The sequence below is a fragment of the Micromonospora sp. C97 genome (assembly GCF_018070385.1).
GTDB lineage: Bacteria > Actinomycetota > Actinomycetes > Mycobacteriales > Micromonosporaceae > Micromonospora > Micromonospora parva.
In genome coordinates this window covers 56565-68937 of record NZ_JAGPXU010000034.1, presented here as the reverse complement: position 1 = coordinate 68937, position 12373 = coordinate 56565, and the positions used below count along the sequence as shown (strand labels likewise).

Sequence of the window (12373 nt, the reverse complement as noted above, 5' to 3'; positions counted from 1 at the left end):
GGTGGGGTTAGCGGAGGGCTAGGCGGGCGGCTCGGGCGTCGCGCTTCTCCTCGAAGCGGCTCGCGGCGCGGTCCAGGTCCGCCAACTGGGTGGCGAGCTGCTCGCGGGCGGCCTCGCCGTCGGCGTTGAGGCCGGTCACGTTGAAGACGTCCCACTGGCGCAGGACCGGCTGCAGCACCTCGTCGCGGTGCTGGCGCAGGTCGTAGATGCCGGCCAGGGCGATCGCCACCGACTTGCGGGCGAAGCCCTCGATGCCACTGCCCGGCATCTGGAAGTCGGCCACCACGTCGGCGACGGCCCGCATGGCCTGACTCGGGGCCAGCTCGAACGCGGCGGCGAGCAGGTTGCGGTAGAAGACCATGTGCAGGTTCTCGTCGGCCGCCACCCGCGCCAGCAGCGCCTCGCAGGCCGGGTCGCCGGTGGCCTTGCCGGTGTTGCGGTGCGAGATGCGGGTGGCCAACTCCTGGAACGAGACGTACGCCAGCGAGTGCAGCACCTCGTCGCCGTGGGCGTTGGTGTAGCCCTCCGACATGTGCGTCATCCGGGCCCGCTCCAACGCCACCGGGTCGACCGCCCGGGTGACGGTCAGGTAGTCGCGGATCGCGACGCCGTGCCGCCCCTCCTCGGCGGTCCACCGGTGCACCCAGGTGCCCCACGCGCCGTCCCGGCCGAACAGGGTGGCGATCTCGTGGTGGTACGAGGGCAGGTTGTCCTCGGTCAGCAGGTTCACGATCAGCGCGGTGCGGGCCACGTCCGGGATGGTGGAGTCGGTCGGCGACCACGCCTCGCCGCCGAGCGGCCCGTCGAAGGTCCGCCCCTCGCTCCACGGCACGTACTCGTGCGGGAACCACTCCTTGGCGAGCGAGAGGTGGCGGTCGAGGTTGCGCGCGACAACCGGCTCCAACTCGACGAGCAGCGCGGTCTGACTCAATGTGGTGCTGACGGTCACGAGAAACTCCCTACGGTGGCGTAACTTACGCTACCGTAGGTCCCCGCAGCCGTCAGCGCCAGTGGAGAGACTCACCCAACCGTCGGTTTGAGGTCCTCCAGAGGGGGCATCCACTCCTGCGCAGCGGCGGTGACCTGCTCACCTGAGCGGATGTCCTTCACCTCGTCCGGCGCTCCGTCGACGCCCGGGAACCAGACGTACGGAATCCCCCGCCGCTCGGCGTAGCGGATCTGCTTGCCGAACTTCGCCGCGCTCGGTGACACCTCGGTCGGCACCCCGCGCCGCCGCAACGCCTCCGCCACCCGGTTGCTGGCCGCCCGCTGCTCCTCGTTGGTCACCGCGACGAGCACGGCGGTCGGCACCTCCCGGGAGACCGACAGCGCCCCCGCGCCGAAGAGCAGCCCGAGCAGCCGGGTCACACCGATCGAGATCCCCACCCCCGGGTACGAGACAGCACCGGCGCTGGCCAGGTTGTCGTACCGGCCGCCGGAGCAGATCGAGCCGAAGCGCTCGTAGCCGCGCAGCTGGGTCTCGTAGACGGTGCCGGTGTAGTAGTCCAGGCCACGGGCGATGCGCAGGTCCGCCACGCAGAGCCCGGGCGAGTGCGCGGCGGCGGTCTCCACCACCCGGATCAGTTCCTCGATGCCCTCGTCGAGCAGCGGGTCACTCACCCCGAGCGCCCGCACGGCGTCGGCGAACGACGCGTCCGGGGCGGAGATCTCGGCCAGCGCCAGGCACGCCTTGGCCTGCGCCTCGCTCGCCCCGGCGGTCTGGGCGAGCAGGTCGGCCACCTTCGCCGGGCCGATCTTGTCGAGCTTGTCGACGGCGCGCAGCGCGGCCTCCGGGTCGGTCAGCCCGACACCCCGGTAGAAACCCTCGCTGATCTTGCGGTTGTTGACCTGGATCGTCACCGGCGGGATCGGCAACGACCGCAGCGCGTCGCCGATGACCAACGGCATCTCCGCCTCGTGGTGCGGGGCCAGGGTGTCCCGGTCGACGATGTCGATGTCGGCCTGGACGAACTCCCGGTAGCGGCCCTCCTGCGGCCGCTCGCCGCGCCACACCTTCTGGATCTGGTAGCGGCGGAACGGGAAGCTCAGCTTTCCGGCGTTCTCCAGCACGTACCGGGCGAACGGCACGGTCAGGTCGAAGTGCAGGCCGAGCTGGTCGTCACCGCCGGAGCCCTCCGCGTCGGCGTGCAACCGCCGGATCACGTAGACCTCCTTCGAGGTCTCGCCCTTGCGCAGCAGCTGGTCCAGCGGCTCCACGGCGCGGGTCTCCAGCGGCGCGAAACCGTACAGCTCGAAGGTGGCCCGGATCTTGTCGAGCACGAACTGCTCGATCATCCGCTGACCGGGGGTCCACTCCGGGAAGCCGGAGATGGGCGTGGGCTTGCTCATCGGCGTACTCCTTGCGGTTCCGCGCCGGTGGCGCGGTGGTGTCGTGGGTCCGCGCGTGGCGCGGACGAAGATCTAGAGGCCCCGGGTGGGAGCGGCCGGCGACGTGCCAGCCACCTCGATGAGGTACGGGTTGCTGGCGCGCTCGCGGCCGATGGTGGTGCTGGGGCCATGGCCGGGCAGCACGACGGTGTCGTCGGCCAGCGGGAGGATCTTGTCGCGCAGGCTGCTGAGCATGGCCGGCATGCTCCCGCCCGGCAGGTCGGTGCGGCCGATCGACCCGGCGAAGAGGACGTCACCGGAGAGGCACAGCTCGTCGGCCTCCCAGCCCGACCCGGCGCCCGGCAGCCGGAACAGCACCGACCCGCCGGTATGGCCCGGGGCATGGTCGACGGCGATCTCCAGGCCGGCGAGGGTGAGGGTGGCGCCGTCGGTCAGCTCCGCCACGTCCTCCGGCTCGGTGTAGCTCAACCGGCCGCCGAAGAGCGACGTCAGGTCGGCCGAGAGGCCCTTGGCCGGGTCGGCCAGCATCTCCCGGTCGCCCGGGTGCACGTAGGCGGTGATGCCGCGCGCACCGCAGACCGGCGCTACCGAGAAGGTGTGGTCGAGGTGGCCGTGGGTGAGCAGCACGGCGGCCGGATGCAGGCGGTGCTCGGCGAGCAGCGCGTCGAGGCGGCCGAGCACCCCGATGCCGGGGTCGACCACCACGCACTGCTCCCCCGGCGCGGTGGCAACCACGTAGCAGTTGGTGCCGAAGGCGTCCGCGGGAAAGCCGGCCACGAGCACTGGCGCTGTCCTTTCCGTCGAGCAGCTGTCGTCCTGCCCCGCAGCCTATCGGGCGCGCCCAGCCGGTTTGCCGCGTCCGTCCCCGGCACCCCGCAGGGCACAGTGACGATCTCCGATAAGCGCTGCTCGGGACGGGGCGGACCTCGTACACCACATTCCCAGTCACTAGCCGTACACTCTGGCGGGCGTGTGGCGCGGCACACGTGACGCCCGGACGGGCCGGGGCGACCGGCCGCCGGCGACGACCAGGTAGAGGAAAGGGGAGCACTGGTGGCTTCCAGCAGGGACCGGCAGCGCAAACTGGCACGGGCCAAGCTCGACCGGCAGTTGGCTCGCCGGGCGGCCGCTACGCGGCGCCGACGGCAGATCCAGGCCGGAGTCGGCGCCGCTCTGATCCTCGTGTTGGTAGTGGCCGGCTCGGCCTGGGCGCTCGGGGCGTTCGACTCCGACCCGAAGCAGAACACGGCCGCGGCGGAAACCTGCCTCTGGACGCCGCAGGACGCGACGGCCAACACCAACCTCAAGGACGTCGGCACGCCGGCCACCAAGGACCTGCCCACCGACGGCACCCGGCCGATGACCGTGACCACCAACCAGGGCGCGCCGATCACCGCGGAGCTGAACCTCACCAACTCCCCGTGCGCGGCGGCGAGCATCGCCCACCTGGCGAGCCGGTCGTTCTACGACAACACCAAGTGCCACGAGATCACCACCGAGGGCGCGCTGCGCTGCGGCGACCCCAGCGGCACCGGCCTCGGTGGGCCGACCTACTCGTTCTACGACGAGGAACTGCCGACCGTGCCGTCGGCGTCACCGTCGGCCACCCCCGCCCCCGACCAGCCGCCGACGTACCCGAAGGGCACTGTGGCGATGGTCTCCAACCCGCCGGGCAGCAACGGCAGCCAGTTCCTGATCTTCTTCAAGGATTTCACCACCACCGACCCGAAGTACCCGGTCATCGGCCGGGTGACCGGCGGGCTGGACGTGGTGGAGAAGATCGGTGCCCTCCCGACCGTGGACAATGGGACCGGGGCGAAGGTCAAGCCCAGCACCGATGTGACGATCCAGAGCCTCACGGTCGGTGAGCCGGTCTCCGCTGCGGCACCGGCGCCGTCGGCCTCCGGCACCCCGGCCAGCAGCCCGAGCGCCGGCTGACCGGGCGCCACCACCCACCCAAGCGGCACTCAGCAGCAGACAGCCAGGAGGATCCAGGCGTGACGTCCACCAGAGAGCGGCAGCGCGCGGCGGCCCGCGCCCGGCTCGAGAAGGAGATGGCCGAGCGCGCGGCCAAGGCCCGCAAGCGCCGGCAGACGACGGCGATCGTCAGCGCGGGTGCCGCGCTGGTGCTCGTGGTCGCCGGCACCGTCTGGCTGGCGGTGAGCCTCGGCGGCGACGACGACAAGCCCGACACCACCACCGCGGCGCCCGGCGCGGCCGAGTGCGCGTTCAACGCGGTGCCCACCGAGCAGCGGCCACCGCAGATCAAGGACGTGGGGTTGCCGAGCAACGAACAGTCCGCCAAGGGCATCCAGACCATGACGATCGACACCAACCTCGGCCCGATCACCGCCAAGGTCGACCGGTCGCTGGTGCCGTGCACGGCGGGCAGCTTCACCTACCTCGCGGAGAAGAACTTCTTCGACAACACCAAGTGCCACCGCCTGGTGACCGAGGGCATCAAGGTGTTGCAGTGCGGTGACCCCAGCGCCACCGGCAACGGCTGGCGGGACACCGACGGCCAGGGCGGCCCGAGCTACCGCCTGCCCGAGGAGAACCTGCCCACCGACAAGCGCCCGCCGTACCCGGAGGGTGTCATCGCGATGGCCAACTCCGGCCAGCCGGGCAGCACCGGCAGCCAGTTCTTCATCGTCTACGGCGACTCTCCGCTGGACCCGGCGTACACGGTGCTGGGCACCATCACCGGCGGCCTGGACCTGGTCAAGGACGTGGCCAAGGCCGGCGACGACGGGGCGTTCGCCCAGCAGGCCGGCGGCGGCCACCCGAAGAAGGAGGTCATCATCAAGGACCTCGCGATGAGCAACCCGCAGGGCTGACACCCGCGCAGACGACACAGCGCCCGCCGGCTGAGCCGGCGGGCGCTGTCGTGTTCGGGGTACGGCGTCAGGCGCCCGAGGTGACCCGGTAGGCGTCGAAGACGCCGTCGACCTTGCGGACCGTGGCCAGCAGGTGGCCCAGGTGCTTCGGGTCGGCCATCTCGAAGCTGAACCGGCTCACCGCCACCCGGTCACGGGTGGTGGTGACGGTGGCGGAGAGGATGTTGACCCGCTCGTCGGAGAGCACCCGGGTGACGTCGGCCAGCAGCTTGTGCCGGTCCAACGCCTCGACCTGGATGGCGACCAGGAACGTCGAGGCGGAGGTGAGCTTCCAACTCACCTCGACCACCCGCTCGCTCTGCGCGCGCAGGTCCTCGGCGTTGGCGCAGTCGTCGCGGTGCACGCTCACCCCGCCGGAGCGGGTGACGAAGCCGAACACCGAGTCCGGAGGCACGGGGGTGCAGCACCGGGCCAGCTTGATCCAGACGTCGCTGACGCCCCGGACCACCACGCCCGGGTCACTGCTGCTCTGCCGGCTGCGCGGCGGCCGGGTGGCGACGGCGGTCTCGGCGATGTCCTCCGCCGCACCCTCCTCGCCGCCGTACGCGGCCATCAGCTTCTGCACCACCGACTGCGCGGAGACCTGGCTGTCGCCGACCGCCGCGTACAGCGAGGCCACGTCGGCCAGGTGCAGGTCGCGGGCGATCGACATGAGCGCGTCGGAGGTGAGCATCCGCTGCAACGGCATGCCCTGCTTGCGCATCGCCTTGACGATCGCGTCCTTGCCGGCCTCGATCGCCTCCTCGCGCCGCTCCTTGTTGAAGTACTGCCGGATCTTCGTCCGGGCGCGCGGGCTCTTGACGAAGCCCAGCCAGTCCTGCGTGGGGCCGGCCGTCTCGGACTTCGACGTGAAGATCTCGATCACGTCGCCGTTGGACAGCGTCGACTCCAGCGGCACCAGCTTGCCGTTGACCCGCGCCCCGATGCACTTGTGCCCCACCTCGGTGTGCACCGCGTACGCGAAGTCCACCGGTGTCGAACCGGTCGGCAGCGGGATGACGTCACCCTTGGGGGTGAAGACGTACACCTCCTGGCTGGACAGGTCGAAGCGCAGCGCGTCCAGGAACTCGCTCGGGTCGGCCGCCTCCCGCTGCCAGTCCAGCAGCTGCCGCAGCCAGGTCATCTCGTCGATGTGCGCCGGCGGGCCGACAATCTGGGTGCCCTTGTGCTCCTTGTACTTCCAGTGCGCGGCGATGCCGAACTCGGCGGTGCGGTGCATCGCGTACGTGCGGATCTGCATCTCCACCGGCTTGCCGGTGGGCCCGATGACAGTCGTGTGCAACGACTGGTACATGTTGAACTTGGGCATCGCGATGTAGTCCTTGAACCGGCCCGGCACCGGCTGCCAGTTGGCGTGGATGACCCCCAGCGCCGCGTAGCAGTCGCGAACCGTGTCGACCAGGATGCGCACACCGACCAGGTCGTAGATGTCGTTGAAGTCGCGACCCCGCACGATCATCTTCTGGTAGATCGAGTAGAGGTGCTTCGGCCGACCTGTCGTCTCCGCCTTGATCTTGGCGGCCTTCAGGTCGGTCTGCACCTTCTGCGTCACCTGCCGCAGCAACGCCTCGCGCTGCGGCTGGTGCTCCCCGATCAGCCGGTTGATCTCCTCGTAGCGCTTCGGGAAGAGCGTGCCGAAGGACAGATCCTCCAGCTCCCACTTGATCGTGTTCATACCGAGCCGGTGCGCCAGCGGCGCGAGGATCTCCAGCGTCTCCTTGGCCTTCTGCTCCTGCTTGGGGCGGGGCAGGAAGGTCAGGGTACGCATGTTGTGCAGCCGGTCGGCCAGCTTGATCACCAGCACCCGCGGGTCCTTGGCCATCGCCACGACCATCTTGCGGATCGTCTCGGCCTTGGCCGCGTCGCCCAGCTTGACCTTGTCGAGCTTGGTGACGCCGTCGACCAGCAGGGCGACCTCGCCGCCGAAGTCGGCGCGCATCTGGTCGAGGGTGTACTCGGTGTCCTCGATGGTGTCGTGCAGCAGCGCGGCGACCAGGGTGGTGGTGTCCATCCCCAGGTTGCCGAGGATCGTCGCCACGGCGAGGGGGTGGGTGATGTACGGGTCACCGGACTTGCGGTACTGCCCGGAGTGCCACCGGGCGGCCGTGTCGAAGGCGCGCTGGAGCAGCCGGGCGTCCGCCTTGGGGTGGTTGTCCCGGTGGCTCGCGATGAGCGGCTCCAGCACCTCGCTGACCTGAGAGGTCTGCCAGGGCGCGTTGAACCGGGCCAGCCGGGCCCGGACCCGCCGGCCGGTGGGCGCGTTGGACAGCCCGAAGCCACCGCTGGGCGACGGGTCGATGCCGGCGTCGCTCGGGAACGGCACCACGACACCGTCGGCGCCGGGAGACGCCTCGGCGCTCGGCGGGCCGCTGGTCGGACGCACCGGGCTCTCGCCGGAAGCCCTGCCGGAGCCGTTGCCGGTGCCCGTCACCCGGGCCGGCGCGTCGCCTGTCCGGTCAGTCACCGAGCCGTCAGCGTCGCCTGTCGGGTGCACCGTGCCCTCCGCCGGAGGGACGACATCGTGGGACACCGGCCTCCTCACCGCTCGCCGGAAACACGCCGGCCGAAGATCGGCCGACCTGGTCTCGCTCGCCGGACGGGGTACCGCCGGCGTCAGCAAAGGGCAATGCTACCCGCACGGACGGTCCCCTGCCGCTCCGCCGGACGGTCGGCGCCGGGTCCATCCGACAGGTCCGGGATCAAACGGTCAGCCGGGTACCGACCGGCTCAAACAGTCAACAGGGCGTGGACGGGACGCGGCGCCAGTCGCTCACGTCCACCCAGGAAACCGAGCTCCAGCAGCACGGTGAAGCCGGCGACGGTCCCACCGGCCCGCTCGACCAGGTCCAGCGTCGCCTCGGCGGTGCCACCGGTGGCCAGCACGTCGTCGACAACCAACACCCGGTGCCCGGCGGTGAAGGCGTCCTCGTGCACTTCCAACGTCGCCTCGCCGTACTCCAGCGCGTAGGAGACCGAGTGCGCGGGGCGGGGCAGCTTGCCGGCCTTGCGTACCGGCACCACGCCCACCCCCGTCGCGTACGCGATGGCCGCCGCGACCACGAACCCACGCGCCTCGATGCCGACCACCACGTCGAAGGCTTCCCGCCCGTGATACGAGACGATCCCGTCGATCACCTCACGGAAGACCTTGCCGTCGGCGAACAGTGGCATCAGGTCCTTGAACAAGACGCCCGGCTTGGGAAAGTCGGGCACGTCCAGCACCCGGCTGGCGACCAGTCGGGCGGCCTCCGGGCCACTGTCCCCGCGCGCTGCGGTGCTGTGGGTCTCCGTCACGGCTGTTTCGCTCTCCTTCGACGACGAACGGCGTCCGGCAACAGCATGCCGGACGCCGTTCGGGTGTTTCCTGTCGGGTCAGCGCCGCTTGGCGCCACCCGGCCGGTTGCCGCCGCCACCCGGGCGACCGCCCCGGGCACCGGTCGGGCGCTTGCCCGCCGGCCGAGCGCCCACCTTGGGGGCGGCACCGGCCAGCGCGGCGGCGTCCTGGTCGACCGGCTCGTCGGACGCGACGGCCTGGGCGGCCGGGCTCGCGGCGCCCTTACCGGGGACCTCGCCGCGGGCGACAGCGCCCCGCCGGCTCAGGACGCGCTTGTTGTGCGCCTGGATCCGCGGGTCGTAGTTCTTCAGCAGCGCCAGCAGCGGGGTGGCCACCAGGATGGAGGTCAGGAACGCCACCGCCATACCGACGAACAGCACCAGACCGAGGTCCTTCAACGTGCCGGCACCGAGCAGGCCGGCACCGATGAAGAGCAGACCGCCGACCGGCAGCAGAGCGACGACGGAGGTGTTCAACGACCGCATCAGGCTCTGGTTGATAGCCAGGTTGGACGCCTCGCCGTACGTCTGGTTGTTGTTGGCGGTGATGCCCCGGGTGTTCTCCTGGACCTTGTCGAAGACCACCACCACGTCGTAGAGCGCGAAGCCCAGGATGGTGAGGAAACCGATGATCGTCGACGGGGTGACCTCGAAACCGACCAGCGAGTAGATGCCGGCGGTGAGGATCAGGTTCGTGATCAGCGAGGCGACCGCGGCCACGGCCATCCGCCACTCGAAGCGCAGGATCAGGTAGACCATCACCAGCGCGATGAAGATGACCAGACCGAGCACGGCCCGCTCGGTGACCTGGCTGCCCCACGCCTCACTGACCTGGTTGCTGCTGATCTGGTCGGCGTTGATGCCGAGGTCCTCGGCGATCTGGGCCTTGACCGCGGTGGCCTGCTCGGCGGTGAGCTGCGGCGTGCGCAGCTCGTACGAGTCGCCGCCCGGGCCGCCGACCTTCTGCGTGGTCGCCACCGTGACACCGGTGTTCTCGGCGGCCAGGGCCGAGTTGACCTCCCGCTCGGCGTCGTCCAGGGTGCCGACGCTGGCCGGCACCTGGAACGAGTTGCCGCCCGCGAACTCGATGCCCAGGCTGAACCCGCGGATCGAGAAGCTGAGGATCGCGATCAGGATCAGAACCCCGGCGACGCCGAACCAGAGCTTGCGCCGGCCGACGATGTTGAGACCGGCCTCGCCGTTGTAGAGGCGGCTCGCCAGACCGTTTTCAGCCATCTCAGGCCTCCTTGGCGCGCGGGTTGCGGGGCTGAGTCGGCTGGTTGCGGGCCGGAAGCGCCCGGCCCAGACCGCTGACCCGCGGGGACAGGAACGCCCGGGTCCGGGCGAACATCGTCATGATCGGGTGACGGAAGAGGAACACCACCACCAGGTCCAGAACGGTGGCCAGGCCGAGCGCGAACGCGAAGCCCTTGACCGTGCCGACCGAGACCACGTAGAGCACCACCGCGGAGAGCAGGGTGATCGCGTTGGCCGAGATGATCGTGCGACGGGCCCGGATCCAGGCACGCGGCACCGCGCTCCGCGGGCTGCGCCCCTCCCGGATCTCGTCCTTCAATCGTTCGAAGTAGATGACGAACGAGTCCGCCGCCACACCGAGCGAGACGATCATGCCGGCGATGCCGGCGAGGGTGAGCGTGAAGCCGATCTGCCGGCCGAGCACCACCAGCGCGCCGAAGACCAGCAGCGCGGAGAGGATCAGGCTCAGGAAGATGACCGAGCCGAGCAGCCGGTAGTAGAAGAACGCGTAGATGATGACCAGCAGCATGCCGATGCCGGCCGCGAGCAGACCAGCGCGCAGGTGGCTGGCGCCCAGGGTGGCGGTGACGTTCTGCGCCTCCTGCTGCTCGAAGGTCACCGGCAGCGCGCCGTAGCGGAGCTGGCCGGCGAGGGTGCTGGCGTCCTTCTGGGTGAACTGGCCGGTGATCTGCGAGTTGCCGGTGAGCACACCCTGGATCTCCGGGGAGGACACGATCTCGTTGTCCAGCACCACGGCGACCCGGCACTTGCCGTCCTGGCCCAGCGCGGTCGCGTCACAGGCCTGGCCCTCGTTGTTGAACGCCTCACGGGTCAGCGAGGTCCACTTGCCCTGACCGTCGCCGGTGAAGTCCAGGCTGACCACCCAGGCGTTGGTCTGGTCGAGCACCGCATCGGCGTCGGAGACGTCGGTGCCCAGCACCTTGGCCTGGTCGAGCAGGTACTTCGAAGCGCCGTCCTCGCAGGAGACCACCTGCTGCTTCGGGTCGGAGATCGACGCCGGGGGGCGCTGGTCGAGCTGCGCGCAGCCGATCGTCGGCACGTTGAACTGCATCTGCGCCGGCAGCACCGCGACCTCCTGCGGAGACAGCGTGCCGAACGGCTTGAGCTTCTCGGCCAGCGACGGGTCGGCGGTCAGGTCGGCCGGGGCCTGCAGCCCGTTCGCGGCCTGCCACGCGGCGGCGCCGACCTTCTGCTCGACGGCCTTGCGCTGCTCCTCCACGCTGGCCGGCACCGGCTCCGAACTGGCGGTGGGCGCGGCGGCGCTCGGCGAGGCCGAGGCGGACGCGGAAGGAGTCGGCGTGGCACTGGGCGACGCCGGGGCCATCCCGCCCTGACCACCGCTGGGCGACGAGGTCACCTTCGGCGAGGCGCTGCCCGTGGGGGTCGGGGTCGCGGCGCCGGACGGGGTCGCGCTGCCGGTCGGGGCGGCGCTGCCGGACGGGGTCGGCGTGGCGGCGGGCGGCGCCTCGGCCACACCACTGCCGGAGGCGGCCTTGAGCACCTTGCGGAAGCGCAGCTCGGCGGCTTCGCCAACGTCGTCGAGGTTGCGGTTCTCACCGGGCAGGGAGATGACGATGTTGCGGTTGCCCTCGGTGACCACCTCGGCCTCGGCCACGCCGAACGCGTTGACCCGGCTCTCGATGATCTCGCGGGCCTCCTCGAGGTTCTCCGCCGTCGGGGGCTTGCCGTCGACGCTGTTGGTCGCCTCCAGTGTCACCCGCGTGCCGCCGATGAGGTCCAGGCCGAGCTTGGGCTCGAGCCGGTCCTTCCAACTGCCGCTGGCGCCGGCGAAGAACACCAAAAGATAGAGGACCACGAAGATGAACCCGAGCACGGCGAGCTGCCGCCCGGGGCGCATCTGTCCCTGAGGTGGTGCCACGGCTGTCCTGTCTCCCTGTACGGTCGCGCCGCTGTCGCAGCGGCGGCGGTGTCGGGCCGGGGGTCCCGCCCGACGGGTCTGCCTTGAGTCGACGAGATGCCGACACGAGAACCGGGCCCCCCGGCGCGGAACGCCGACGGCCACCGGAACGTGTCGACGCCCGACGTCGACCCAACTATCCAGTTTTCACGTCTCGCCCGCTGCCCCGTCGGGGCGCGACGACCCGGAAGCCGGGTCGACCGGCCGTACGCCGGACTCGCCGCTCCCGGGGGGAGGGGTCAGTCCTTGGCGGTGTCCGCGTCCTCGGTGACCGGCTCGCTCGGCAGCTCGGCACGGGTGACCACCCGCGCGATGGCCGGGCGGGCGTAGCGGGTCTGCACGCCCGGGGCGACCTCGATCAGGACGGTGTCGTCCTCGATGCCGGTGACCGTGCCGTAGAGCCCGCCGATGGTCACGACCTCGTCGCCGGGGCCGAGGTTGGACTGCATCGCCTCTGCCTCTTTGCGGCGCTTCTGCTGGGGTCGGATCATCATGAAGTACATGACGCCGAAGAGCAGGGCGATCATCAGGATCGGCGTGAAACCGCCGGCCCCGCCACCCGCTGCTGCCAATTGCACGGTTACTGACCTTCCCATTG

10 protein-coding genes are annotated in these 12373 nt (G+C 70.7%); 2 read left to right on the top strand and 8 right to left on the bottom strand.

Going from position 1 to position 12373, the window contains the following annotated elements; translation table 11 throughout:
- Nucleotides 1–7: 7 nt before the first annotated feature.
- From KBX26_RS29145 to KBX26_RS29135, 3 genes are all read right to left on the bottom strand, one after another.
- The gene (locus KBX26_RS29145; protein WP_210866855.1) at nucleotides 8–949 is read right to left on the bottom strand and encodes an acyl-ACP desaturase; all 942 of its coding nucleotides are present in this window, start codon (nucleotides 947–949) and stop codon (nucleotides 8–10) included.
- A gap of 71 nt (nucleotides 950–1020) precedes the next feature.
- Complete coding sequence (gene hisS, locus KBX26_RS29140; protein WP_210866854.1) at nucleotides 1021–2349, bottom strand: histidine--tRNA ligase; 1329 nt, start codon at nucleotides 2347–2349, stop codon at nucleotides 1021–1023.
- A gap of 72 nt (nucleotides 2350–2421) precedes the next feature.
- Nucleotides 2422–3132 (bottom strand): MBL fold metallo-hydrolase, encoded by a 711-nt coding sequence (locus KBX26_RS29135; RefSeq protein ID WP_030336975.1) that lies wholly within the window; start codon nucleotides 3130–3132, stop codon nucleotides 2422–2424.
- 270 nt (nucleotides 3133–3402) lie between these two features.
- Between KBX26_RS29135 and KBX26_RS29130 the strand changes: the two genes are divergently transcribed.
- Together KBX26_RS29130 and KBX26_RS29125 are read left to right on the top strand one after the other, a co-directional pair.
- A complete protein-coding gene (locus tag KBX26_RS29130; RefSeq protein WP_210866853.1) occupies nucleotides 3403–4287 on the top strand; it encodes a peptidylprolyl isomerase in 885 nt (294 codons plus the stop codon).
- Between the two features lie 59 nt (nucleotides 4288–4346).
- Nucleotides 4347–5186: a peptidylprolyl isomerase gene (locus KBX26_RS29125; protein WP_210866852.1), complete on the top strand. Its 840-nt coding sequence runs from the start codon at nucleotides 4347–4349 to the stop codon at nucleotides 5184–5186.
- Nucleotides 5187–5253: 67 nt separating this feature from the next.
- Here the strand turns inward: KBX26_RS29125 and KBX26_RS29120 are convergent, their stop codons facing one another.
- The 5 genes from KBX26_RS29120 to yajC all read right to left on the bottom strand — a co-directional run bounded on the left by KBX26_RS29120 (nucleotide 5254) and on the right by yajC (nucleotide 12371).
- The gene (locus KBX26_RS29120; protein WP_030336970.1) at nucleotides 5254–7776 is read right to left on the bottom strand and encodes a bifunctional (p)ppGpp synthetase/guanosine-3',5'-bis(diphosphate) 3'-pyrophosphohydrolase; all 2523 of its coding nucleotides are present in this window, start codon (nucleotides 7774–7776) and stop codon (nucleotides 5254–5256) included.
- Nucleotides 7777–7973: 197 nt separating this feature from the next.
- On the bottom strand, nucleotides 7974–8540 hold the full coding sequence (locus tag KBX26_RS29115; protein ID WP_030336968.1) for an adenine phosphoribosyltransferase: 567 nt from the start codon (nucleotides 8538–8540) through the stop codon (nucleotides 7974–7976).
- A gap of 78 nt (nucleotides 8541–8618) precedes the next feature.
- A complete protein-coding gene (secF, locus tag KBX26_RS29110) occupies nucleotides 8619–9815 on the bottom strand; it encodes a protein translocase subunit SecF (protein WP_030336967.1) in 1197 nt (398 codons plus the stop codon).
- A 1-nt stretch (nucleotide 9816) separates the two neighbouring features.
- Nucleotides 9817–11736, bottom strand: coding sequence for a protein translocase subunit SecD (secD, locus tag KBX26_RS29105; RefSeq protein ID WP_030336966.1), 1920 nt, complete (start codon nucleotides 11734–11736; stop codon nucleotides 9817–9819).
- 278 nt (nucleotides 11737–12014) lie between these two features.
- Nucleotides 12015–12371 carry a preprotein translocase subunit YajC gene (gene yajC, locus KBX26_RS29100; RefSeq protein ID WP_081884077.1) on the bottom strand — a complete coding sequence of 119 codons (357 nt, stop codon included), beginning with the start codon at nucleotides 12369–12371 and terminating at the stop codon, nucleotides 12015–12017.
- Nucleotides 12372–12373 lie beyond the last annotated feature (2 nt).